This is a genomic window from Mycolicibacterium novocastrense (genome assembly GCF_001499835.1).
In the GTDB taxonomy this organism is placed as follows: Bacteria; Actinomycetota; Actinomycetes; order Mycobacteriales; family Mycobacteriaceae; genus Mycobacterium; species Mycobacterium novocastrense.
Window position 1 is genome coordinate 164,991 of sequence record NZ_LQIH01000045.1, and the last position, 21,856, is coordinate 186,846.

Below are 21,856 nucleotides of genomic sequence, written 5' to 3' on the forward strand. Positions count from 1 at the left end.
AAACGTCGTGACCACCGCCGAACCGGCTCAGTTCCGCGAAGCGGTGGCGGCGATGAATGCCACCACCGTCCGACCGGAAATCGAGCTCGGCCCGATCCGCCCGCCGCAGCGGCTGGCGCCGTTCAGTTATGCGCTGGGCGCCGAGGTCCGCCATCCCGAGACGGCGATCGTGCCGGAACGCTCCGAGGGGGACGCATTCGGCCGCCTGATCCTGCTGCACGATCCCGAGGGCGCCGACGCCTGGGACGGCACCATGCGGCTGGTCGCCTACATTCAGGCCGATCTGGACTCCAGCGAAGCCGTCGACCCGCTGCTGCCCGAGGTCGCGTGGAGCTGGCTCGTCGACGCCCTTGGGGAACGCGACGAGCACGTCACCGCCCTGGGCGGCACCGTCACCGCCACCACGTCGGTGCGCTACGGCGACATCTCCGGCCCGCCCCGGGCCCACCAGTTGGAACTGCGTGCCTCATGGACGGCGACGACGCTCGAGTTGGGCCCGCACGTCGAGGCGTTCTGTGAGGTGCTCGAGCATGCCGCCGGGCTGCCGCCGCAGGGCGTCACCGACCTCGGCTCCCGTACCCGCGCTTGACGATGCCCGATCCCGACGAGGCCGTCCCCGAGGCGGCCGCGCCCGAGCAGGCCGAGCCGGACGCGACCCCGCTGCTGACTCCCCGCGACGGCGTTCCCGCGCTGTCGACCAGTGTCAGTGAAATCCGCAGGGCTGCCGAGCTACTAGCCTCTGGCCACGGCCCGTTCGCCGTCGACGCCGAACGTGCCTCGGGGTTCCGCTACTCCAACCGTGCCTACCTTGTGCAGATTCGACGCGAAGGCGCCGGCACCGTGTTGATCGATCCGGTGAGCCACGGTGCCGACCCCGTCGAGGCGCTGGCACCCGTGGCCGAGGTGCTGGGCACCGACGAGTGGGTGCTGCACGCCGCCGACCAGGATCTGCCGTGTCTGGCCGAGCTGGGCATCCGGCCGGTCAGCCTGTACGACACGGAGTTGGCGGGCCGACTCGCCGGCTACGACAAGGTCAACCTCGCCGCGATGGTGCAGCGGCTGCTCGGTCTGCAGCTGATGAAAGGGCACGGCGCAGCCGACTGGTCCAAGCGGCCGCTGCCCGACGAGTGGCTCAACTACGCCGCACTCGATGTCGAGGTGCTCGTCGACCTCCGCGATGCCGTCGCCGCGGTACTCGAGGACCAAGGTAAGACCGAGTGGGCGGCACAGGAATTCGAGCACCTCAGGAAGTACGAGGCGACGCCGACCCGCCGGGACCGCTGGCGACGCACGTCGGGAATCCACAAGATTCGCGACGCTCGCGCCCTCGCCGCGGTGCGCGAACTGTGGACCACCCGCGACCACATCGCTCAGCGCCGCGACATCGCGCCCGGCCGAATCCTGCCGGACTCGGCCATCATCAACGCCGCCACCGCCGATCCCGACACCGTCGAAAAGCTGACGGCGCTGCCGATCTTCGGCGGTAACCGACAGCGCCGCAGCGCCAAGGTGTGGCTCGACGCGCTCGCGCGGGCCCGCACCACGCGGGACTTGCCGTCATCGCAGGAGCCGGCGAACGGTCCTCCGCCCGCGTCCCGGTGGGCCAGGCGCAAACCCGAAGCCGCCGCCCGACTCGATGCGGTGCGCGCCGCGCTCACCGAAGTGTCGCAACGGGTTTCCGTACCGACCGAGAATCTGCTCTCCCCCGATACCGTGCGCCGGTTGTGTTGGGACTGGGAGCCCGTCGACGACAGGGCGAGCGTGATCGAGGCGTTTCTGCGCGACGCGGGCGCGCGACCATGGCAACGCGAGCTGACGGTGCCTCCGCTCACCGAGGCGCTGGCCAAGGCCGACGCTCAGCTTGCCGAGCGGCAGTCCGCCGAGAGCTAGGTGGTCACCTTCTCGATGTGAACCAGGAAGTGCCGCAGCACTTCCTCGGGCGCCTCGAGTTGCGGCCAGTGTCCGATGTCGTCGGCGAGCATCACCACGTCGGCGCCGGGGATCACTTCGGCGTAGCGGCGCGCCATGTGAGCGCCGGAGTTCGGGTCGACGGGTCCGTCGATCAGCCGCATGGGCACCGCGGTTCGGCGCATGGCGCGCACCCACCGGTTGCGGTGCGTGTAGCGGTCGCCCAAGAAACGACCAACCTTGTGCAGCACGCGCTTACCGTCGTTGTATTCCAGAATCTCGTGGAAGCGCTCCATCAGCTCGCGTGAGGGCTTCGTGTTCGGCCCGAACATTTCGTCGAGCGTCCGCTCCAGCATCTTGCGCGAGAGCGAACTGCGTCCCTGCAGAGGACTCATCAAGTCGCCCAACGGCGTTCCCGACATGAGCTTTTGCATGGTGCGCGGCGTGTAGGCCTCGTTGAACAGCCCGCCGTTCAGCCAGGTGATCGACTCATAGCGCACCGACCCGTACGACTGCTGGCCGAATTCGCTGCGGGCCAGCAGTTCTTGTCCGACCGAGTCGCCGAGGTCGTGTGCCAGCACGTGGCACCGCTCGACGTTCAGGTGTTCCAGCAGCGCCTCGTGGACGTCGGCGTGGTCGCCCACCGAGTATTCGTAAGCGACCGGTTTCGCCGAGAAGCCCATTCCGATCATGTCCGGGGCGATGACGGTGAATCGATCGGTCAGCGTCGGCCAGATCAGCGACCAGTCCCACGAGTTGAACGGATAGCCGTGAATGGCCAGTAGCGTCGGAGCCTCCCCCAGCGGTGGGCCGTCGATCCGGTAGAAGATCTCGAATCCCAGGTAATCGAAGTAGCGGCCCGCGGCCTTCCAGCGCTCCAACTCGGCATCCATGACCGCAGCCTAAGCGTGTCGAGCATTTCGCGTCGGTGGCGCTGGCGACGGCTTAGCGTTGGCGAATGGCGGAGCAGGAAGAGACCGAGAACGAAGAGGATCGGCAGCGTTTCGCCGACCGGGTGCTGAGCCTCGCCGAGGACGCGGTCTACTGGGCCATCGCGACCGTCCTGCTCGCCGGGTCGGTGGCGCTGTTGGTCGCCCAGGTCAATGTGCTGCTGCGCCTGCGCAATACACCCGCCAGCACGATCATGCTCGAGGTGCTCGACGGCCTGCTGCTGATCTTCATCTTCGTCGAACTGCTCTATGCGGTGCGGACGTCGCTGCGCTCGCACGAGATCGTCGCCGAGCCGTTCCTGATTGTCGGCATCCTGGCGTGCATCAAGGAGATCGTCGTGCTCTCGGTCGAGGCGGCGAAGCTGCTGTCCAACGGCCCCGAGTTCGCCCGTGCGATCGTCCAGGTGGGCGTGCTCGGCGGCTTGGTGCTGGTGTTGTCGCTGGCGATCTTCGTGCTGCGGGTGCAACGCCACGGCGTCTCCGACGAAGCCGCCGAGCTGGCCGACAAGGACTAGCTATCGCCGCGGCTGTGCGATTTCATACCGTCCGACCGGCGCGTCGCGGATGAAACCGCCCACTCGGCGAGGCGAGGCGAGGCGAGGCCAGGCGGGCGGGCGGGGGCGACCGCTAGTCGAGTCGCTCGCTGACCTCGGCTTCGCTGACGGAGGCACCCTGAGCCGCCACCCAGCCGGTGATCTGGCGGGCCACGGTGCGATCGGTCAGGCCGACCTCGGCGAACACCTCGCCGCGGGAGGCGTGCGCGAAAAACTCCTGCGGCAGGCCGACGTCGCGACACGGCACGTCGACCTCGGCGCGGCGCAATGCCGCCGACACCGCAGACCCGATGCCGCCGTTGACGCCGTTGTCCTCGAGCGTGACGACGAGCTTGTGTTCGCGGGCCAGCGCGGTGATCGCCTCGGGCACCGGCAGCACCCAGCGCGGGTCGACGACCGTCACACCGATGCCCTGGTTACGCAGGAGCTCGGCGACCACCAACGCCATCGACGCGAACGGCCCGACCGCCACCAACAGCACGTCACCGGCGAGCTCGTCTGCCGGCACGGCCAGCACGTCGACCCCGTCACGCCGTTCGACAGCCGGAATGTCCTCGCCGACATCGCCTTTCGGGAACCGGATCGCGGTCGGGCCGTCGTTGACGTCGAGCGCCTCGCCGAGTTCCTCCCGCAGCCGGACACCGTCCCGCGGCGCGGCCACCCGCATACCGGGCACGATGCCCAGCATCGACAGGTCCCACATGCCGTTGTGGCTTGCGCCGTCGGGGCCGGTGATGCCCGAGCGGTCCAACACCATCGTCACCGGCAGCTTGTGCAGCGCCACGTCCATCATGACCTGGTCGAACGCGCGGTTCAGGAAGGTCGAGTAGACCGCGACGACGGGATGCAGACCGCCCATCGCCAACCCGGCCGCCGACGTCATCGCATGCTGTTCGGCGATGCCCACGTCGAAGAACCGGTCAGGGAAGCGCTGGCGGAATGCGGTCAGACCCGTCGGGCCGGGCATCGCCGCGGTGATCGCGACGACGTCACGGCGGCGCGCTGCATAGCCGATCAGCGCCTCGGAGAACGTCGACGTCCAGCCCGGGCCGGGGACCGACGTCGCCAACCCGGTCTCGGGGTCGATGACACCGCACGCGTGCATCTGGTCGGCCTCGTCGTTCTCCGCGGGCGCGTAGCCCATGCCTTTGCGGGTTACGACGTGCACGATCACCGGCATGTTGAAGCCCCGCGCCCGGCGCAGAGCGACCTCGACGGCGTGCTCGTCATGGCCGTCGATGGGCCCGACATACTTCAGTCCCAGGTCGGTGAACATCACCTGCGGCGCCAACGCATCTTTGATGCCGGCCTTGATGGAGTGCATGCACTGGTAGCAGACCTCGCCGATGACCGGGACGCCGCGCACCGCCTTGCGGCCCTCCTCGAGCACGCGTTCGTAGCCGGGCTGCAGGCGCAGGCCGGCCAGGTGTTCGGCGAACCCGCCGATCGTCGGCGCGTAGCTGCGGCCGTTGTCGTTGACGACGATCACCACCGGCCGTCGTGCCGCGGCGATGTTGTTCAGCGCCTCCCAACACATACCGCCCGTCAGCGCGCCGTCACCGACGACGGCCACCACGTGCCGATTGCGGTGTCCGGACAGCTCGAACGCCTTGGCCAGCCCGTCGGCATAGGACAGCGCCGAGCTGGCGTGGCTGGATTCCACCCAGTCGTGTTCGCTCTCCTCGCGCGACGGATAGCCCGACAGGCCGCCCTTCTTGCGCAGGGTGTCGAACTCGTGGCTGCGGCCCGTCAGCATCTTGTGCACGTAGGACTGGTGTCCGGTGTCGAAGATGATCGGATCGTGGGGCGAATCGAACACCCTGTGCAGCGCGAGCGTCAGCTCGACGACGCCGAGGTTCGGGCCGAGATGCCCGCCAGTGGCAGCCACCTTGTGGATCAGGAATTCGCGGATCTCACGTGCTAGATCGCTCAGTTGCGACTGCGTCAGGTGCTGCAGATCTGCGGGCCCGCGGATCTGTTCAAGCATTCGTTCAGTCTACGCACGGCCGTCCTAGTCAGTCCTGTCGAGCTTGGTAGATGTCGGGCACACCGTCATGGTCGTAATCGGCGGTTTCCTGTTCGTGGATCGCCCGATAATGCCTGTTCCGCAGCCGTAACAGGACCGCGGCCAGAGCAGCCGAGGCCAGCGATCCGGTCAGCACTCCGATCTTCACGAAATCGTCACGTTCAGATCCGATGCCGTACGCGAGGTCGCCGATGAGCAGGGATACGGTGAATCCGATGCCCGCCAGCATGGCGATGCCGATCACGTCGATCCACCGGATCGCGGAGTCCAGATCGGCCCGGGTGACCGACGCCAGCACCCGCGTGGTCAGGAAGATGCCGACGGGTTTTCCGACTACCAGACCCAGCACGATGCCGAGCGCGATGGGGTCGGTCATCGCTTCGGTGAATCCGGAGTAGCCGCCGATGTTGACCCCCGCGGCGAAGAAGGCGAATACCGGGACCGCGAAACCTGCCGACAGCGGGCGCAAGCGGTGTTCGAAGTGTTCAGCGAGCCCCGGTCCGGCCTCCGGCCCGCCCGCGGCTTGCGAACGCACGACCGGCACGGTGAAGCCGAGCAGCACACCGGCCACGGTGGCGTGGATACCCGATTCATGCATCAGCGCCCATGTGGCCAGCGCGAGCGGAACCAACAGCCACCACGACTGGATGCGGCGCTGCACGCACAGCGCGAAAAGGGCCAGCGGCGCCAGCGCCGCCAACAGCGCGACCCAGTTGATCCCCTCGGTGTAGAAGACGGCGATCACCAGCACCGCAAGAAGGTCGTCGACGACAGCGAGGGTCAAAAGGAACGTGCGCAGCGCCGAGGGCAGGTGCGTGGAGATGACCGCGAGAACCGCGACGGCGAACGCGATGTCGGTTGCCGTCGGGATCGCCCAACCCCGTAGGGCGCCGTCGCCGACGTGAGCGGTCACCGCGACGAAGATCAGGGCAGGCGCCACCATGCCGCCGACGGCGGCCGCGATGGGCAGCGCCGCGCGGGCGGGGTCACGCAGGTCGCCGGCGACGAACTCGCGCTTGAGCTCCAGCCCGACCACAAAGAAGAACAGGGCCAGCAACCCGTCGGCCGCCCAAGTGCCGAGCGCGAGGTCCAGGTGCAGGCCGAACGGTTCGCCGCCGACCTTCAGATCGCGCAGGGCGAAGTAGCTTTCCGACCACGGCGAGTTCGCCCAGACGAGCGCGACGGCCGCAGCCAGCAGCAGGAGCGCGCCCCCGACGGTCTCCTTGCGCAGGATCGTGGAGACACGGTTTGTCTCGGCCCACGACCCCCGCGAGAGCAGCGTCCGTCGCGCGGACCGGTGGGGTGGGTTGGCAGTCACGGCAAGTCCCGATCTGTGGCTAGCGGTCGACAAAGAATCGCCGACCAGACTTCCCGGCACACCTTGGGCTCAACCCTATGCCACCGATTCGGGGGACGCGCCACGCCGGGTCTGGTGCGCGGAACGGTCCGCGAGTAGATTTCTCCACAGGTGCGCCGGGAAGCCTGGTCGGCTATCGATTTTGCCGACTTCGGAAAGGGACCCGATGCACGACATGCCGCACGCGCCGGCGCGCGCGCAATTTCAGCCCGCTATTCACATCGATGGCCTGACCAAAGGTTTCGGGCGGATCGTCGCGGTAGATGACCTCGACCTGACAGTGCAGAGTGGTGAGGTATTCGGCTTCCTCGGCCCCAACGGCGCCGGCAAGTCGACGACCATTCGCATGATGCTCGGCCTCATCCGGCCCGATGCCGGGCGGGTATCCGTTCTCGGCAGCGACGCCGCTGACGTACGTCGAGCCCACCGATGTCTCGCGTATGTGCCCGCCGACGTCAGTCTCTGGCCGTCCCTGACCGGGGCGGAAATCCTCGAATTGATGGCGAATGTGGGTCCACCGGTCGACCTCGAGTACCGGGCCGAGTTGGTCGAGCGTTTCGCGCTGGATCTCGACCGGCCGGCCAAGGCCTATTCCACGGGCAACCGGCAGAAGGTGGCGATCGTCGCGGCGTTCGCGACGCGAGCACCATTGCTGATCCTCGACGAACCGACCAGTGGTCTGGATCCGTTGATGGAGCTCGAGTTCAGGCGCTGCATCCGGGAGGCGAGACAGCGTGGACAAACGGTCTTCCTGAGCTCGCATCAACTCACGGAGGTGGAAGCGGTGTGCGACCGGGTGGCCATCCTTCGCTCGGGCCGGCTCGTCGAGATCGACACCATCGCCGACCTGCGGCGGCTGCGCCGCACAGTGGTCGAGGTGTCGTACCGCGACGTCGCACCACTGCTCACCGACCTGCCGGGTGTCACCGACGTCGAGTGGCTCGGCGCGAACCGGTTGCGATTCAACATGTCCGGCTCGCCGACGGCCGCCTTGCGCGCCCTCGCCGCCGTCGAGATCACCGCCGTCGCAATGCGTGAGCCGAATCTGGAGGAGATCTTCCTCGACTACTACGGGGAGCTGTCGCGATGACCGCGGGCACGGTTGTCACCAGGCATGCCGCCGCCGCGCGTCCGTCGCCGACACGAGCGGCCATCGAGCTCGCCGTCCGCCAGATTCGCCGCGGCACGCTGATCGTGGCGGCAGTGGCCGCAGGAATGTCGTTCCTCGTCGCCGCACAGTACCAATCGACGTTTCAGGCCGAGTTGAGCCAGGACGCTCTTCGAGCACTCGCCGAAAATCCGGCTATCCGGGTGCTTTTCGGCACGCCGCTGGCATTGGATGACGCGGGCGGATTCACCGTCTGGCGAACGGGCACACCGCTGCTGGTGATAGCCGGCGCGTGGATCATGCTGGCCGCTGTCCGCATCACCCGCGGCGAGGAGGACGCCGGACGGTGGGACGTCCTGTTGGCCGGCGCCCTTCGCACCTCCGATGCGCTACTGAGTTGCGTACTCGCGTTGACAGGCAGCGCTCTGCTGATCAGCACAGCAGTCTGGGGTGCGATGCTGGCCGCAGGCACCACTCCCCTCGGCGCCACCCTCTACGCCGGCGGATTTCTCGGCGTGACTTCGACATTCGCCGCGGTGGGGTTCGCGGCGGGCCAGTTGATGCCGAGCAGAGCGTCGGCGGTGGGCTTGTCGGTGGCGCTCCTCGGCACTGCCCTTCTGGTGCGGATGATGTCGGACGCCTTCGCGGCATTGGCGGGGTTGGCCTGGGTCAGCCCATTCGGGCTCATCGCGCGGGTGGCGCCTTTTGCCGACAACAGGATCGCACCGCTGGCCGTGTTGGCCTGCTACCCGGTCATGCTGGGGGCTGCCGCCGTGGCCATGGCCAAATCGCGGGACCTGGGGAGCGGACTACTGGCGGTTTCCGGCAGTCGTCCGCCGCGCACGAGGATGCTCGGCTCGATACACCTGTTCGCAATGCGCCGTGCCATGCGGCCGACGCTGGGCTGGGCCGCCGCGATCGCGACCTACTTCGTGATCATCGGGGCGACGATCGCGTCCATCCTCGAATTCTTCGAGCAGAACCCGCGTTTCGCCACGCTGGCAGCCAGCGCCGGCTTCGCGGGCTTGAACTCAGCGGATGGTTTCGCCGCGGCGTTGTTCAGTCTCTCGGCGGTGGCGACAGGGATGTACGCCGCCACCCGCCTCGGGGCGTTCGTCGCCGACGAGCAGGCGCGCCGCTGGACCATCCTTTTCACCTCCCCCGTTTCGCGCGCCGGCCTGCTGGGCGCCGAAGTGGTGGTGGTAGCGGCAGGCGTTGTCGCACTGCACGTCACCGCGGCAGTCGGTATCACCGTCGGGGCCGCGGCGACGGGCGCTCCGCTCGGCCTCTTTGATGCGCTCGCGGGCGCGCTGAACACCGCGCCGATCGCCCTGCTCGCGATGGGAGCGGCAGTTCTGGGCGCCGGGTGGTTGCCGTCGGCGGTCATCGCCGTCGGCGCAGTGCCCGTGGTGGGCGGCTTCCTGGTCGATGTCGTCGCCGAAACTGCGCACGCGCCCCAATGGGTGCGGGACGGCTCGCCGTTCGTCCATGTGAGGGCGGTACCCTTGGTGGCGCCGGATTGGCAGGCGTTGGGCGTGATTCTCGCCGTGGCAGCAGTTTTCACAGCGGCTGGGGTGGCCGGGTACCACCGCCGCGACCTGGTGTCCTGAGGATTGCACCCGTTTGCGCGCGATGCGCCTCAGGTATTCTTGGCGGCGAAGCGCTTGAACAGCGGCCAGGCGATCGCGGCGTTGTACACGACACCGCCGACGAAGTACGGCCACCACATGGCGCCGTCGCTGGCCAGCCAGAAGGCCTTCGCCGCCCAGAACGGCGGCAATATGCCAAAAGCCAGTGCCCACGCCGAATCGATGAACCACGGCAGGCACGGCAGACCGGCGATCAGCATGCCCAGCGCGCGGACCATCGCGATGCCCTGGATCTTGTTGCTCGCCAACGCGAGTATCAGGAGCATCGTGATGATCGCGGAGAGCCCGGCGAGCAGTCCGATCGGCACCAGGGCGGGTAGGAGTCCGGGTTCGAGCAGTCCGCTGAACGACAGTGTCGTCACGACGTAGACCGTCGTCACCCCCAACACTGTGCCCGCACGGTAGGCGAAGAACGTCGACAACGGCACGGGGGTCACCCGAAGAGCGACCAACGTTTCCGCATCGACCTCGTCGAGCACCAGGAACGCGGCCAGTCCTCCCGCGATGATGATGCTCGTCAGCAAGAGGAAGGCGGTCAACACCAGCGGGTAGTAAGGTACCAGGTCGAAGTCGTAACGTGCGGCGAGCATCTCGGTGAAAAGAGGTGTCAGGACGCGAACACCCACCGTCCAGATGACCGGAGCTACGACGATCATCACGAGCAGGGGATCACGGTATGTACCGCGAATATCGTTGCGGCCGAAAGCCGCCAGAGCACTGCCGTGAGTCCCGGCCAAAGTAGACATCACAATCCTCCCGACTTCGCGATGACGTATCGGCCGAACAACGCCTTCGCCAGGTAGCTCAGCATGACAACGGACAGCACGGGATAGAGCAACGCATACGCCAGTTGCCATGGCGCCAGCGACACCTGGTCGAACGCCTCGCCCAGTAACAACAGCGGTCCCAGGGTGGGAACGAGATACAGAATCGGCGTGGACCACACCTCCGAGAAATGCAGTACCGGAAGACCCGTCATGACCGCCAGCGGAACCGTCGCCGACATGAACCAATCGCTGACCGAAGTGAACGGCAACGACGTGATGAAGCCGACCAGCAGCATCAGCAACGTGCCGAGCAACACGCCGACGATCATAGGTGCGGGGCGGTACGCGAAGCCGTGCGCAATGGAGACTACCGTGAGTGCCACCAGCAGTGAAATAGTCAGCAGCACGACGAGTTTCGCGGTCAAGTACTCCCAGAATCGAAGCGGTGTTGAGATGACCGCGCTCAAGGTTCGTTCCTGCTTCTCGAAGAACACCGATCCGCCGACGAAGAAGAACCCGATGATCGCGATGTCTCCCAGAAGGACATAGGGCTCCGCCATCTGACGCAGCCGGTGCGACATCGGCAGCAGCACCGCAAGCCATATCAGGCCGGAGAAGACGGCCGCGTACAGGAACTTCTGCCGAATCTGCAGTGTGATCTCCAGATGCAGTGCGCTCGCCAGCCTGCTCATGTCAGTTGCCTTCCGGTGGCCTCGACGAACACATCGTCGAGCGTCGCCTCCCGGCTATGAATGGTTTCGACGTGGTGGTCGCGCAACACCGCGTGGAACGCGGAATCGTCTGCCAGGCCGTCCATCCCGAATTCGGCCGCCCGCAGCGCCCCGTCGTTGCCCCGATACTCCACTCGCACGCGCCGTTGACTGCGTGCGATCTTCAATTCGGCCGGCGTATCCATGGCGACGATCCGGCCGTCGACCACGAAGGCAACCCGGTCACAGAGCTCGTCGGCGACGCGCATGTCATGCGTGGTCAGAAAGACTGTGCGGCCGCGTGCCTTCAGGTCGAGGACCATGTCCTTGACCTTTCGGGCGTTGACCGGGTCCAACCCCGACGTCGGTTCGTCGAGGAACAAGAGCTCGGGATCGTTGAGCAGCGCGCGGATGAACGTCAGCCGCATCTGCATGCCCTTGGAGTAGTTGGCGACTCGCGTGTCGGCGGCATCGGTCAATCCGACCGCGGCAAGGAGTTCCATCGGGTCGATGGTGTCGACCCCGTATAGCGACGCGAAGAATCGCAGGTTCTCCAGGCCGGTGAGCTTCTGGTAGTGGTTCGGCAGCTCGAACGACACCCCGATGCGCTCGTAGTAGTCCGCGCCCCAGGCGGCGGGATCTCTTCCGAACACGGTTGCCTCGCCGCCGTGACCGCGGAGCAGTCCGATGAGCAGCTTCTGCGTCGTGGACTTTCCTGCGCCGCTCGGACCGAGGAATCCGAGAATCTCGCCCCGGGCGACGCTGAAGTCCATCCCCCGCACCGCGGGAGTGGAGGATTTCGGATAGGTGAACGTCAGCCCGCGCACCCGAATCACTTCGATAGCGGCTGGCGGGCGCACTGCTGTCGACGCAACGCTCTGCATTCCCGTGCCTTCCAGGTAGCCGGATATCGATCTCCGACCAGACTTCCCGGAACGCCGCCAGTCACTATACTGAGTTTTCAGAAATTACTGAAGTCTCTGAATCGGAGAGTTTGTTGGACGGCAAGCCCGAGGGACGCGCCGCCGCCGAAGAATTGGCGAGCGTGCTGTCCACCCATGGGATGCAACGCATGACAGCGCGCGTCCTTGCGGCGCTCGTGTTCACCGAGCAACCCGCGATGTCGATGGGAGAACTCGCCGAGCAGCTGCAGGCTAGTTCTGGCGCTATCTCCGGTGCACTGAAAATGCTCGTCGCAGTCGGTGTGGTGGAGCGAGCACCGGCACCCGGTAGCCGGCGCGACCATTTCCGCCTTCGCGACGACGCGTGGGCGGTGCAATACACCAAACACAACGAAGCACTGTCCAGCGTCCTGGTGGCGGCCGAGGCCGGTATCGCCGCCACCGAGGAGGGCACGCTGTCGCGGCACCGGATCACCCAGATGCGCGATTTTTACGTGTTTCTGATGCAGGAGATCCCGGCCGTCCTTGATCGCTGGCACGCACGATCGGCTGCTGGAGCGAAATGATCGTCGAACGACAGAGGGCCATCGATGCGTCGGCCGAGCAGGTTTGGGAGCGCATCGTCACGCCCGAGGGCATCAACGACGAGTTGCGGCCGTGGATGACCATGTCGATGCCGCGAGGTCGCAAGGATCTCACCGTCGAGACCATTCCCGTTGGCGAGCCCGTCGGGCGCTGCTGGATGCGCCTATTCGGGGTGCTGCCGTTCGACTACGACCATCTGACGATCGCCGAATTGTGGCCCGGCCGTGGGTTTCATGAGGAATCGACGATGTTGAGCATGCGGCTGTGGCGGCACGAACGCACGCTCGAACCGGTGGGCGAAGCGCGAACCGTGGTGCGCGACCGGCTCACCTTCGAACTACGGACCCCGCTGCGAGTGCTGACACCCGCCATCGCGGCTGCTGTCGGGGCGCTGTTCGGGCACCGCCAGCGCCGACTGGTCCGGTACTTCAGCCGCTGACGTCAGATCGCGATACGTCGCGGACGGTCGGAACCCGGCCAGACGTAGTCCAGGTCGTCGGGAACATCGGGGAAAAACGTGCGGTAGTGCTGCGGGTCCTTGCGCACCAGCACCGACTGGTGGCTGCGGTGAAATTCCGGATCGCCCAGCCACGGCGGCACCTCCCCCGCCGCGGCCAACTCGTCCTGGGTACGCGGGGTGGCGATGCCGGTCGTGCGGGCCAGGTCGGAGACCATGGTGGTCGCACACGTGTCGGCGTGGCCCAGCCGGCACCATGCGGCGCAGATGTCGAGCCCGTAGCGGACCAGGGCTTCCTCGTAGCCGGCCCACATCGCCGCTGCGGGGTGATGACGCCAGCCATAGCCCGACACGGTCAGCGCGCGAACCACCTGGATGGTCTCGACCCGCTGCTTGCCGAGCCGCTTCGTGTCGAGGAGGCTGGCGGTGTCGTCGAAACCCGGGCAGGGCAAAAACGTCTGCATCCCCCGCCGGATACCCGTTTAGCGGCTCAACACCGCCACGCACTCGACGTGGTGCGTGAGCGGGAACGAGTCGAAGACCCGCAACTCCTCGACCGTGTATCCGTGTCCGCGGTAGAGACCAACATCGCGCGCGAACGACGCCGCCTCACAACCGATATGGATGACACGTGGTACCCCGGCGGCCGCCAGCAGGTCGATCACCTCGCGACCGGCTCCCGTCCGCGGCGGATCGAGCACCGCGACATCGGCCCGCGTTCGCTGGGCGGCGACCGCTCGGCGTACCGAGTCGGTGACCACCGACACCCATCTCATGTCGCCCAGCGCGGCGCGCGCCGCCCGCGATGCTCCCCGCGAGGTGTCCACCGTGACGACCTTGCCTGTCTCCCCGACCGCTTCGGCGAGCACGGCCGCGAATACTCCTGCCCCGCCGTACAAATCCCACGCCGTCATCCCGGGGCTCAGCTGCGCCCAGCCGGCCACCAACTCGCTGTAGAGCCGCGCCGCGTCCCGATGCGACTGCCAGAAGGCGGTCACGGGCACCCGCCACGTCCGGCCCGCGACCCGCTGGACGGCTTCGTAGTCGCCCTCGATCACCTGCGTGGCGGCCCTGCCCTTGGGCCCCGACTTGGGTCCGGACTGCACGACGTGGCGCGTGCCCTCGTCGTCGATCGCGACGTGCAGGTGCGCGCCCGGCGGCCAGGCCCGCTCGGCCAGCCCGTCGACCATCCCTTCGGGCAGCTGCGCGCAGTTCAAGTCGGTGATCAGCTCGGGGCTGTGGAACCGGTGAAAGCCGGGTTCTCCCGCGGCGGTGGTGTCCAACCGCACCCGCGTCCGCCATCCGGTCGCACCCCCATCGCCGACCGGGTCGGCGGCGGCGTCGGCTTCATCGCGCCAGTGGTAGCCGCCCAACCGCGTCAACTGGTTGGCGACGACGGCGCCCTTGAGCCTGCGGACCGCCGCCGGCTCGGCAAACGACATGTCACAGCAGCCGGCGCCATCCGCACCCGCGATCGGGCAGATCGATTCCACGCGGTCCGCGGACGGTTCGATGACCTCGACGGTGTCGGCGTGCAGGTATTTCCCGCGATCCGCGACCACCCGGACCCTGACCCGCTCGCCGGGCAGCGCATAGCGGACGAACACGACCCGGCCGTCATCGCGCGCCACACAGCTGCCGCCGTTGGCGGGCGGCCCTGCGGTGACCGTCAGTTCCGCCGGAACAGCCCCGACACCGGTCACTCCAGAAATCCCCTGCGCGCGTCGCCGGGCGCCGATTGCGGTTGAAGCGTCTTGAGCCGCTCCGAGGAACTCAGTTGCCACGGCACCGATGTCACCATCACGTTCGGCTCGAACAGCAGGCGACCCTTGAGCCTCAGCGCACTCTGGTTGTGCAACAACTGTTCCCACCAGTGGCCCACCACGTACTCGGGGATGAACACGGTGACGACGGTGCGCGGTGACTCCCTGCTGATCCGCTTGACGTAGTCGAGGACCGGCCGGGTGACCTCGCGGTACGGCGAGGCGATGACCTTCAGCGGAACGCTGATGTCGCTGTCCTCCCACTTGTCCATCAGCGCACGCGTCTCGCCTTCGTCGACGCTGACCGTGATGGCTTCCAGCGTGTCCGGGCGGATGGCCCTGGCATAGGCCAGCGCGCGCATCGTGGGCAGATGCAGTTTGGACACCAGCACGATCGCATGATTACGGCTGGGCAGCACCATGTCGCCGGCCGCGGCGGCCTGTTCCTCGAGTTCCCGCGCCACCGTGTCGTAATGCCGGTGGATCATCTTCATCATCCCGAAGATGAGCGCCATCGCCAGGATCGCAATCCAAGCTCCGGCAACGAATTTGGTCACCACGACAATCACCAGCACCGTGGCGGTGCAGGCGCAACCGATCGCGTTGATCACCCGAGAACGCATCATCTTGCGCCGGAACATCGGCTCGGTTTCGGTGCGTAGCAGCCGCGTCCAGTGCCGCACCATGCCGATCTGGCTGAGCGTGAATGCCACGAAGACCCCGACGATGTAGAGCTGGATCAGCGCGGTGACCTCGGCGCGGAAAGCCACGACGAACGCGATCGCGGCGAACGCCAGAAACAGGATGCCGTTGGAGAACGCGAGCCTGTCTCCGCGAGTGTGCAATTGGCGCGGTAGGTAACGGTCCTGCGCCAGGATGTCCCCGAGTACGGGAAATCCGTTGAACGCGGTGTTGGCGGCCAGCAACAGGATCAGCGCCGTGACACCGGCGATGAGGAAGAGCCCGATGCTGAAGTCGTGGAAGACCGCTTCGGCCAACTGCGCGATCAGCGTCTTCTGGTGGTAGTCCGCCGGGGCGCCGACAAGTTGTTCGTGCGGTCGCTCAGCGATCTTCACGCCGGTTTCCTTGGCCAGCATGATGATGCCCATGAACAGGGTGACCGCGAACAGGCCGAGTAAGGCCAGGGTGGTTGCGGCGTTGCGCGACTTCGGTTTGCGGAACGCCGGTACCCCGTTGCTGACCGCCTCCACACCGGTCAGCGCCGCGCTTCCCGACGAGAACGCCCGCGCGACAAGGAAAACCAGCGCGAAACCGAGGATTTCCCCGTGCTCGGAGTGCATTTCGAAATCCGCCGATTCGGCTTGCAACGGTTCGCCGAGCGCATAAATCTGGAAGAAGCCCCAGCCGAGCATGATGAACATCCCGACCATGAACGCATACGTTGGGATCGCGAAAGCGGTTCCGGACTCCCGGATGCCGCGCAGGTTGATCGCCGCCACCAACAGAATTGCGATCACCGCGAACAGCACCTTGTGGTGGTTGACAAAAGGGATGGCCGAACCGATGTTCGACATCGCCGAGGACATCGACACCGCGACTGTGAGCACGTAGTCGACCAGCAGCGCGCTCGCCACGGTCAGGCCGGCCGTCGGCCCTAGGTTGGTGGTGACCACCTCGTAATCCCCGCCACCGGACGGGTAGGCATGGACGTTCTGCCGGTAACTGGCGATGACGATCACCATGACCCCGGCCACCGCCAGCCCGATCCACGGCGTCATCGAGTACGCGGCTAGGCCGGCGACCGACAGCACCAGAAAGATCTCTTCGGGCGCGTAGGCCACCGACGACAGGGCATCGGAGGCGAAGACGGGAAGGGCTATCCGCTTCGGCAGCAGAGTGTGCGAAATCCTGTCGCTGCGAAACGGCCTGCCGAGGACCACCCGCCGCGCGAACCTGGATAGCTTGGACACGAGTGCCAAGAGTAAGCCCAGCAGCAATTGCCCGTCGGAAAGCTGTAGCGTTCGACTGCACGGGTTCGACAGGAAGGACCGTGGAGTGCGTGTAGTGGTGATGGGCTGCGGCCGGGTAGGCGCGTCGCTCTCCGACAGCCTGTCCCGGATCGGCCATGACGTCGCGGTCATCGACCGCGACGGCACGGCGTTTCACCGACTCTCCCCGGAGTTCTCCGGGGAGCGGGTGCTCGGCATGGGCTTCGACCGCGACGTGCTGTTGCGGGCGGGCATCGAGGAGGCCGGCGCGTTCGCCGCGGTGTCCTCGGGTGACAACTCCAACATCATCTCGGCGCGAGTGGCCCGCGAGACCTTCGGTGTCGAGCGCGTCGTCGCCCGGATCTACGACGCCAAGCGCGCCGCGGTCTACGAACGGTTGGGCATCCCGACGGTGGCCACCGTGCCGTGGACCACCGACCGTCTGCTCAACGTCCTGACCCGCGAGACCGAGACCACCAAGTGGCGTGACCCCACCGGCAATGTCGGCGTCACCGAACTGGCGCTGCACGAGGCGTGGGTGGGCCGTCGCATCACCGACCTCGAGACGGCCACCGGCGGTCGGGTGGCGTTCCTCATTCGGTTCGGGGCCGGGTTGCTACCCGATGCGAAAACGGTCATCCAGGCCAGCGACCAGGTGTTCGTAGCCGCGATCGCCGGTCACATCGCCGAGGCGCTGGCCATCGCGGCCCTGCCTCCCAGCGAGGACCTCGAGGGATGAAGGTCGCCATCGCCGGGGCCGGCGCCGTCGGCCGGTCCATTGCCCGTGAACTCGTCGACACCCACGAGGTGACGCTGCTGGAACGCAATCCCGACCACATCGACGTCGACGCCATCCCTTCGGCGCAGTGGCGGCTGGGCGACGCGTGCGAGCTGACCTTGCTCGAATCCGTCCAGCTCGAGCAGTTCGATGTGGTGATCGCGGCCACCGGCGACGACAAGGTCAACGTCGTGGTCAGCCTCCTGGCCAAGACCGAGTTCGCCGTGCAGCGGGTGGTCGCCCGTGTCAACGACCCGCGCAACGAGTGGTTGTTCGACGAGAGCTGGGGCGTCGACGTGGCGGTGTCCACCCCGCGCATGCTGGCCTCGCTCGTGGAGGAGGCGGTCGCCGTCGGTGACCTGGTGCGGCTGATGGAGTTCCGCAAGGGGCAGGCCAACCTCGTCGAGATCACGCTGCCCGACGACACCCCCTGGGGCGGCAAGCCGGTCAAGCGCCTCGACCTGCCCCGCGACTGCACGCTGGTGGCGATCCTGCGTGGCCCACGCGTGATCGTGCCCGAGTCGGACGAGCCGCTCGAGGGTGGCGACGAGCTGCTGTTCGTGGCGGTCGCCGAGGCCGAAGACCAGTTGCAGGACCTGCTGCTGCACCCGCAACAGCGCTGAAGTCAGCCCCCGGTCGGGGCGCTGACGTCGTCGGAGGACTCGCGCGCGTTGATGGCTTTCTGCGCCGTCCGGATCGCCAGATAGGTCACGACCGCCGCGACCGCGGTCAACGGCCAGCCCATGGCGATTCGCGCGACACCCAACCACCCCGTCTGGTCGGCGTCGTAAAGATGCCGCTGGACGATGAAACGCGAGGCGAACACCGCCACCCAGAACAGCGTCGCGACGTCGAACGCCGTCACCGCTCTGCGTACCCGACGCCAGTCGCGGCCGTGTCCGTTGACCCAGCCCCAGACGTAACCGACGACGGGGCGGCGGATCACCACCGACACGGTGAACACCGCGGCCCAGAACAACGACGTCCAAATGCCAAGCAGGAAGTAGCCTTTCGACTCCCCCATCACGTAAGCGATCAATGCGCAGATCCCGACACCGAAGAAGCCGGAGATCGCGGGCTGGGCCGACTCACGTCGAGCGAGCCGCCACGCGAGGATGATGCCGGCCACACCGAGGGCGGCGACGATGGCGGGGATGAGCCCGAGCGTCTGCGAGATCGGAACGAACGCCACGACCGGCAACGTCGAGTAGATCAGGCCGCTGACCCCGCCCATCTGGTCGAGGACGGCGTTGGCCTTCGTCGGCTGCTGGGTTCTCGGCTGCCCCGGTTCGGTTCCGGGGTCGCTCACTTCTGGATCTCGTAGTGCGGGTTGTAAATGGCCTTGGCTCCGTTGTCGAGCTTGCCGACGCGGCCGTGCACCTTGAGGGTGCGGCCCGACTCGATGCCGGGGATGCGGCGTTGGCCGAGCCAGACCAACATCACCGAATCGGTGCCGTCGAACAGCTCGGCCTTCACGCCACCGGCGCATGCCTTGCCGTTGCATTCGACGCTGCGCAGGGTGCCGATCATCGTCACTTCCTGGCCGCGTTCGCAGTCGATCGCCTTCTGGGCGCCGGTCGAGGCGGCTTCGTCGCTGAGCTCTTCGACGTCGAGTTGCTCGGGGTCCTCTGTCAACCGTCGCGTGAGCCGGCGCAGATACCCTTCGGCCGTTGCCATCGCCTCTCCTGACCTATCCGCAGATGCACCTTGGACCTACCCAAGTAATCGCCACGTTAACCCTGTGAGTTACGAGATGCCACGCGGGGTCACCTCGCCACGCCGGGCGCATTTGACCCAGGGCACGATCGAGTCATGACGGTCACTCTCCGCGGCGTCACGACGGTCCTGCTACCGGGCACCGGCTCCGACGACGACTTCGTCTACCGGGCATTTTCGGCGGCGCTGCACGCCCAGGGTGCGACGCTCGTCACGCCGGCGCCCCAGCCGCACCGGCTCGTCGCCGGCTACCGCGAGGCACTCGACGACGCGGCGCGCAGCGGGCGCATCGCCGTGGGGGGCGTGTCGATCGGCGCCGCCGTCGCCACGGCGTGGGCGCTGGCCAGTCCGGACCTGACGGTGGCAGTGCTCGCCGCACTTCCGGCGTGGACCGGCTCCCCGCAACAGGCGCCCGCGGCGGCCGCAGCGCGTCACTCCGCCGAACTGCTGCGCCGCGACGGGCTCGCGGTCACCAGCGCGGCGATGCGGGCGACGAGCCCGCAATGGCTGGGCGATGAGCTGACCCGGTCGTGGCTCGGACAATGGCCGTCCCTGCCGGAGGCGATGGAGGAGGCGGCGAACTACGTCGCGCCCACCTGCGCCGAGTTGGAGCAGTTGGCGGTGCCGCTGGGCGTGGTTGCCGCCAGCGACGATCCCGTGCATCCGATCGAGGTGGCCGTCGAGTGGGCGGCCGCGGCACCGCGGGCGGCGTTGCGCACGCTCACGCTCGACGAACTGGGCGCCGATCCGGCGGCGTTGGGGGCCGCATGCGTGGCCGCGCTGCTGGCGGCCTGACGGTCGACATGTCGCCGCGTCCAATCGGCGGGGCAGGCGGTCCGGCGGCCGGTCCGGGGCCTTAAGGGGTGGATCGCACGCACCTGGTGCGTGGGATCCACCCGTTAACGCGGATTCTCGTGTCAGCCGCCGGTGATCGTCCGCAACTGCTGCATCGCCGATCCCTGGGCGCTGCGGCGCGCGGCGGGTTCCTGCTGGCCGGCCTGCTGAGCTTGTTGCGCCTGCTGGGCGGCGGCCTGCTGGGCCGCGGCGGCCTCACGCAGCTGGTTCGCCATGGGCTCCGGCAGCTCGACCGCCAGCGGCGTGCGTACCGGTAGCGGGGTTTCTCCGCGGCGAACCACGGTGTCGGCCAACGCTTCTCGTGCTTCAGCGGCGAGTGCGTCGATGTGTTCCTGCGGACCGTTGACGACGCAGCGGATCATCCATCGGTACCCGTCGACGCCGATGAAGCGAACCACGCCCGGTTGCCCCTGCTGCCCCGCCTGGGCCTGCTGAGCGGCGGCCACGCCGACGACCTCGCGACCCCACGGCCCGTCCTTGATCGACACCTGGGCGCCGTCCTTGCGCAGCGAGTCGGCGAGTTCCCCGGCGATCTCGCGCCACAGCCCGCTGCTCTTGGGAGCGGCGTACGCGGCGACGGTGAACCGGCCGTGCGGAGTGACGACCCATACCGCGCTCGGCACTCCCTGCGGGGTGAGCTCGACCTGCACCTGGCCGCCTGCGGGCAAGGGGATCAGGACCGAGCCCAGATCCAGCCGGCCAGCGGCAGCCGTCTCGGCGTCGTCGAAGTCCTCGATGTCGAACGGGCCTTCCAATTCGTCGTCGGCGGCGCCGCCGGTCTCTTGCCCGGCGACGTCTTCGACGTCACCGATCTGGTTGTCTTTGCGTTTACCGAATGCCATCTCACAAACTCGCATGTCCGCCGGAGGAACCGTGGCCACCTTCGCCACGGGTGCTTTCACCGAGCCCAGCCTCGTCGAAAGACGTGACCTCGACCAGCTCGGGCAGTTCGACCCGCTGGACCAGCAACTGAGCGATGCGGTCCCCGCGGTTTACGACGATCGGTACCTGCGGATCGAGGTTGATCAGCGAAACCTTGATCTCGCCGCGGTATCCGGCGTCGATGGTGCCGGGGCTGTTGACGATCGAAAGCCCCACGCGGGCAGCCAAACCCGAGCGGGGATGCACCAGTCCGACCATCCCGTGCGGGATCGCCACCGCGATACCCGTCGGAACGAGCGCACGTTCACCGGGCGCCAGTTCGACGTCGAGCGCGCTGAAAAGGTCGACGCCCGCATCGCCGTCATGGGCGCGGCTGGGCATCGGCAGATCAGGATCGAGGCGCACGACCGCCAGAGAAGTGGGCACGACGTCAGAGATTACTCTTGGCCGCGTGTCCGACACGCGCGCCACGACGCAAACCGTTCGCTACCGCGAGCGGCTCTGGGTGCCGTGGTGGTGGTGGCCGCCGGGCCTGGGCCTCGCGGCGCTCATCGCGCTCGAGATCGATATGGGCATCCCCGCCATACCTGGATGGTTGCCGTACGCACTGCTGCTGCCCGTCGCCGTCGTTGTCCTGTTATGGCTGGGCCGCACGGAGGTGCGGGTCGTCGGCGGCGCCGGCGGAACCGAGCTGTGGGCGGGTCCGGCGCACCTGCCCGCCAATGTGATCACCAGGTCAGCCGAGGTGCCGCGCACCGCCAAATCCGCGGCCTTGGGGCGTCAACTGGATCCGGCCGCCTACGTCGTTCATCGGGCATGGGTGGGCCCGATGGTTCTCGTGGTGCTCGACGATCCGGACGATCCGACGCCGTATTGGCTGGTCAGTTGCCGTCAGCCGGAGAGGGTGCTGGCGGCGCTCCGCAGTTGAACTGCGAATCAA

The 21,856-nt window shown here is 67.4% G+C and carries 24 protein-coding genes; 11 read left to right on the forward strand and 13 right to left on the reverse strand.

All coding sequences use genetic code 11. The annotated features are described in order from the left end of the window. Window positions 1–52 precede the first annotated feature (52 nt). Together AU072_RS22635 and AU072_RS22640 are read left to right on the forward strand one after the other, a co-directional pair. Window positions 53–589 carry a DUF3000 domain-containing protein gene (locus AU072_RS22635; RefSeq protein ID WP_234787679.1) on the forward strand — a complete coding sequence of 179 codons (537 nt, stop codon included), beginning with the start codon at window positions 53–55 and terminating at the stop codon, window positions 587–589. A 2-nt stretch (window positions 590–591) separates the two neighbouring features. After that, entirely contained in the window at window positions 592–1,890 is a 1,299-nt protein-coding gene (locus tag AU072_RS22640) for an HRDC domain-containing protein (RefSeq protein ID WP_064415841.1), read from the forward strand. On the opposite strand, the gene AU072_RS22645 is transcribed toward AU072_RS22640, so the two are convergent. Continuing rightward, entirely contained in the window at window positions 1,887–2,801 is a 915-nt protein-coding gene (locus tag AU072_RS22645) for an alpha/beta fold hydrolase (RefSeq protein ID WP_064415842.1), read from the reverse strand. The two genes, AU072_RS22640 and AU072_RS22645, sit on opposite strands and share 4 nt — an antisense overlap. Before the next feature lie 65 nt (window positions 2,802–2,866). On the opposite strand from AU072_RS22645, the gene AU072_RS22650 reads away from it, so the two are divergent. After that, the gene (locus AU072_RS22650; protein ID WP_064415843.1) at window positions 2,867–3,373 is read left to right on the forward strand and encodes a phosphate-starvation-inducible PsiE family protein; all 507 of its coding nucleotides are present in this window, start codon (window positions 2,867–2,869) and stop codon (window positions 3,371–3,373) included. A 112-nt stretch (window positions 3,374–3,485) separates the two neighbouring features. On the opposite strand, the gene dxs is transcribed toward AU072_RS22650, so the two are convergent. Further along, window positions 3,486–5,399 (reverse strand): 1-deoxy-D-xylulose-5-phosphate synthase, encoded by a 1,914-nt coding sequence (dxs, locus tag AU072_RS22655; RefSeq protein ID WP_064415844.1) that lies wholly within the window; start codon window positions 5,397–5,399, stop codon window positions 3,486–3,488. A 28-nt stretch (window positions 5,400–5,427) separates the two neighbouring features. Beyond that, window positions 5,428–6,756, reverse strand: a complete 1,329-nt coding sequence (gene nhaA / locus AU072_RS22660) for a Na+/H+ antiporter NhaA (protein ID WP_064415845.1) — start codon at window positions 6,754–6,756, stop codon at window positions 5,428–5,430. 205 nt (window positions 6,757–6,961) lie between these two features. On the opposite strand from nhaA, the gene AU072_RS22665 reads away from it, so the two are divergent. After that, window positions 6,962–7,885: an ABC transporter ATP-binding protein gene (locus AU072_RS22665; protein WP_064415846.1), complete on the forward strand. Its 924-nt coding sequence runs from the start codon at window positions 6,962–6,964 to the stop codon at window positions 7,883–7,885. Further along, window positions 7,882–9,513, forward strand: coding sequence for an efflux permease Rv1217c-related protein (locus tag AU072_RS22670; protein WP_064415847.1), 1,632 nt, complete (start codon window positions 7,882–7,884; stop codon window positions 9,511–9,513). Before AU072_RS22665 ends, AU072_RS22670 begins: the two co-directional genes overlap by 4 nt. A 29-nt stretch (window positions 9,514–9,542) precedes the next feature. Here AU072_RS22670 and AU072_RS22675 read toward each other — a convergent pair whose 3' ends face one another. Genes AU072_RS22675 through AU072_RS22685 form a run of 3 tightly spaced genes read right to left on the reverse strand, consistent with a single transcriptional unit; the run spans window position 9,543 to window position 11,913 of the window. Next, window positions 9,543–10,298 carry an Rv2686c family ABC transporter permease subunit gene (locus AU072_RS22675; protein WP_064415848.1) on the reverse strand — a complete coding sequence of 252 codons (756 nt, stop codon included), beginning with the start codon at window positions 10,296–10,298 and terminating at the stop codon, window positions 9,543–9,545. After that, window positions 10,298–11,011, reverse strand: a complete 714-nt coding sequence (locus tag AU072_RS22680; protein ID WP_064415849.1) for a fluoroquinolone export ABC transporter permease subunit — start codon at window positions 11,009–11,011, stop codon at window positions 10,298–10,300. The genes AU072_RS22675 and AU072_RS22680 overlap by 1 nt, the downstream gene beginning before the upstream one ends. Beyond that, complete coding sequence (locus AU072_RS22685) at window positions 11,008–11,913, reverse strand: ABC transporter ATP-binding protein (RefSeq protein ID WP_064415850.1); 906 nt, start codon at window positions 11,911–11,913, stop codon at window positions 11,008–11,010. The genes AU072_RS22680 and AU072_RS22685 overlap by 4 nt, the downstream gene beginning before the upstream one ends. A 179-nt stretch (window positions 11,914–12,092) precedes the next feature. Between AU072_RS22685 and AU072_RS22690 the strand changes: the two genes are divergently transcribed. Both AU072_RS22690 and AU072_RS22695 read left to right on the forward strand, forming a co-directional pair. Then, window positions 12,093–12,497, forward strand: coding sequence for a GbsR/MarR family transcriptional regulator (locus AU072_RS22690; RefSeq protein ID WP_082680649.1), 405 nt, complete (start codon window positions 12,093–12,095; stop codon window positions 12,495–12,497). Continuing rightward, window positions 12,494–12,955: an Rv1443c family protein gene (locus AU072_RS22695; protein WP_064415852.1), complete on the forward strand. Its 462-nt coding sequence runs from the start codon at window positions 12,494–12,496 to the stop codon at window positions 12,953–12,955. Before AU072_RS22690 ends, AU072_RS22695 begins: the two co-directional genes overlap by 4 nt. A 2-nt stretch (window positions 12,956–12,957) precedes the next feature. Here the strand turns inward: AU072_RS22695 and AU072_RS22700 are convergent, their stop codons facing one another. From AU072_RS22700 to AU072_RS22710, 3 genes are read right to left on the reverse strand one after another with little or no spacing between them, the layout of a single operon-like run. Beyond that, a complete protein-coding gene (locus AU072_RS22700) occupies window positions 12,958–13,437 on the reverse strand; it encodes an MSMEG_6728 family protein (RefSeq protein ID WP_064415853.1) in 480 nt (159 codons plus the stop codon). A gap of 18 nt (window positions 13,438–13,455) precedes the next feature. Beyond that, window positions 13,456–14,676, reverse strand: coding sequence for a class I SAM-dependent RNA methyltransferase (locus AU072_RS22705; RefSeq protein ID WP_064415854.1), 1,221 nt, complete (start codon window positions 14,674–14,676; stop codon window positions 13,456–13,458). Then, window positions 14,673–16,676, reverse strand: coding sequence for an APC family permease (locus AU072_RS22710; protein ID WP_217266046.1), 2,004 nt, complete (start codon window positions 16,674–16,676; stop codon window positions 14,673–14,675). Before AU072_RS22710 ends, AU072_RS22705 begins: the two co-directional genes overlap by 4 nt. Window positions 16,677–16,752: 76 nt before the next feature. Between AU072_RS22710 and AU072_RS22715 the strand changes: the two genes are divergently transcribed. After that, window positions 16,753–17,424: a potassium channel family protein gene (locus tag AU072_RS22715; RefSeq protein ID WP_082680634.1), complete on the forward strand. Its 672-nt coding sequence runs from the start codon at window positions 16,753–16,755 to the stop codon at window positions 17,422–17,424. Next, window positions 17,421–18,086 (forward strand): potassium channel family protein, encoded by a 666-nt coding sequence (locus AU072_RS22720; RefSeq protein ID WP_064415855.1) that lies wholly within the window; start codon window positions 17,421–17,423, stop codon window positions 18,084–18,086. Before AU072_RS22715 ends, AU072_RS22720 begins: the two co-directional genes overlap by 4 nt. A gap of 2 nt (window positions 18,087–18,088) precedes the next feature. On the opposite strand, the gene AU072_RS22725 is transcribed toward AU072_RS22720, so the two are convergent. Continuing rightward, complete coding sequence (locus tag AU072_RS22725; RefSeq protein WP_064415856.1) at window positions 18,089–18,772, reverse strand: DUF3159 domain-containing protein; 684 nt, start codon at window positions 18,770–18,772, stop codon at window positions 18,089–18,091. Continuing rightward, window positions 18,769–19,140, reverse strand: a complete 372-nt coding sequence (locus AU072_RS22730; RefSeq protein WP_064350902.1) for an OB-fold nucleic acid binding domain-containing protein — start codon at window positions 19,138–19,140, stop codon at window positions 18,769–18,771. The genes AU072_RS22725 and AU072_RS22730 overlap by 4 nt, the downstream gene beginning before the upstream one ends. A 135-nt stretch (window positions 19,141–19,275) precedes the next feature. On the opposite strand from AU072_RS22730, the gene AU072_RS22735 reads away from it, so the two are divergent. Next, the gene (locus AU072_RS22735; RefSeq protein ID WP_064415857.1) at window positions 19,276–19,974 is read left to right on the forward strand and encodes a hypothetical protein; all 699 of its coding nucleotides are present in this window, start codon (window positions 19,276–19,278) and stop codon (window positions 19,972–19,974) included. A gap of 122 nt (window positions 19,975–20,096) precedes the next feature. On the opposite strand, the gene AU072_RS22740 is transcribed toward AU072_RS22735, so the two are convergent. Next, window positions 20,097–20,876: a DUF3710 domain-containing protein gene (locus AU072_RS22740; RefSeq protein ID WP_064415858.1), complete on the reverse strand. Its 780-nt coding sequence runs from the start codon at window positions 20,874–20,876 to the stop codon at window positions 20,097–20,099. Between the two features lies 1 nt (window position 20,877). After that, window positions 20,878–21,342, reverse strand: a complete 465-nt coding sequence (gene dut / locus AU072_RS22745) for a dUTP diphosphatase (protein ID WP_064415859.1) — start codon at window positions 21,340–21,342, stop codon at window positions 20,878–20,880. A gap of 25 nt (window positions 21,343–21,367) precedes the next feature. Between dut and AU072_RS22750 the strand changes: the two genes are divergently transcribed. Next, window positions 21,368–21,844 carry a DUF3093 domain-containing protein gene (locus AU072_RS22750; protein ID WP_064415860.1) on the forward strand — a complete coding sequence of 159 codons (477 nt, stop codon included), beginning with the start codon at window positions 21,368–21,370 and terminating at the stop codon, window positions 21,842–21,844. Window positions 21,845–21,856: the final 12 nt, after the last annotated feature.

Excerpts from the sequence above, each read along its gene's own strand:
- AU072_RS22635 (WP_234787679.1), top strand. The coding sequence starts at position 53 with ATGAATGCCACCACCGTCCGACCGGAAATCGAGCTCGGCCCGATCCGC.
- AU072_RS22640 (WP_064415841.1), top strand. The coding sequence starts at position 592 with ATGCCCGATCCCGACGAGGCCGTCCCCGAGGCGGCCGCGCCCGAGCAG.
- AU072_RS22645 (WP_064415842.1), bottom strand. The coding sequence starts at position 2,801 with ATGGATGCCGAGTTGGAGCGCTGGAAGGCCGCGGGCCGCTACTTCGAT.
- AU072_RS22650 (WP_064415843.1), top strand. The coding sequence starts at position 2,867 with ATGGCGGAGCAGGAAGAGACCGAGAACGAAGAGGATCGGCAGCGTTTC.
- dxs (WP_064415844.1), bottom strand. The coding sequence starts at position 5,399 with ATGCTTGAACAGATCCGCGGGCCCGCAGATCTGCAGCACCTGACGCAG.
- AU072_RS22665 (WP_064415846.1), top strand. The coding sequence starts at position 6,962 with ATGCACGACATGCCGCACGCGCCGGCGCGCGCGCAATTTCAGCCCGCT.
- AU072_RS22670 (WP_064415847.1), top strand. The coding sequence starts at position 7,882 with ATGACCGCGGGCACGGTTGTCACCAGGCATGCCGCCGCCGCGCGTCCG.
- AU072_RS22675 (WP_064415848.1), bottom strand. The coding sequence starts at position 10,298 with ATGTCTACTTTGGCCGGGACTCACGGCAGTGCTCTGGCGGCTTTCGGC.
- AU072_RS22680 (WP_064415849.1), bottom strand. The coding sequence starts at position 11,011 with ATGAGCAGGCTGGCGAGCGCACTGCATCTGGAGATCACACTGCAGATT.
- AU072_RS22685 (WP_064415850.1), bottom strand. The coding sequence starts at position 11,913 with ATGCAGAGCGTTGCGTCGACAGCAGTGCGCCCGCCAGCCGCTATCGAA.
- AU072_RS22690 (WP_082680649.1), top strand. The coding sequence starts at position 12,093 with ATGCAACGCATGACAGCGCGCGTCCTTGCGGCGCTCGTGTTCACCGAG.
- AU072_RS22695 (WP_064415852.1), top strand. The coding sequence starts at position 12,494 with ATGATCGTCGAACGACAGAGGGCCATCGATGCGTCGGCCGAGCAGGTT.
- AU072_RS22700 (WP_064415853.1), bottom strand. The coding sequence starts at position 13,437 with ATGCAGACGTTTTTGCCCTGCCCGGGTTTCGACGACACCGCCAGCCTC.
- AU072_RS22720 (WP_064415855.1), top strand. The coding sequence starts at position 17,421 with ATGAAGGTCGCCATCGCCGGGGCCGGCGCCGTCGGCCGGTCCATTGCC.
- AU072_RS22730 (WP_064350902.1), bottom strand. The coding sequence starts at position 19,140 with ATGGCAACGGCCGAAGGGTATCTGCGCCGGCTCACGCGACGGTTGACA.
- AU072_RS22735 (WP_064415857.1), top strand. The coding sequence starts at position 19,276 with ATGACGGTCACTCTCCGCGGCGTCACGACGGTCCTGCTACCGGGCACC.
- AU072_RS22740 (WP_064415858.1), bottom strand. The coding sequence starts at position 20,876 with ATGGCATTCGGTAAACGCAAAGACAACCAGATCGGTGACGTCGAAGAC.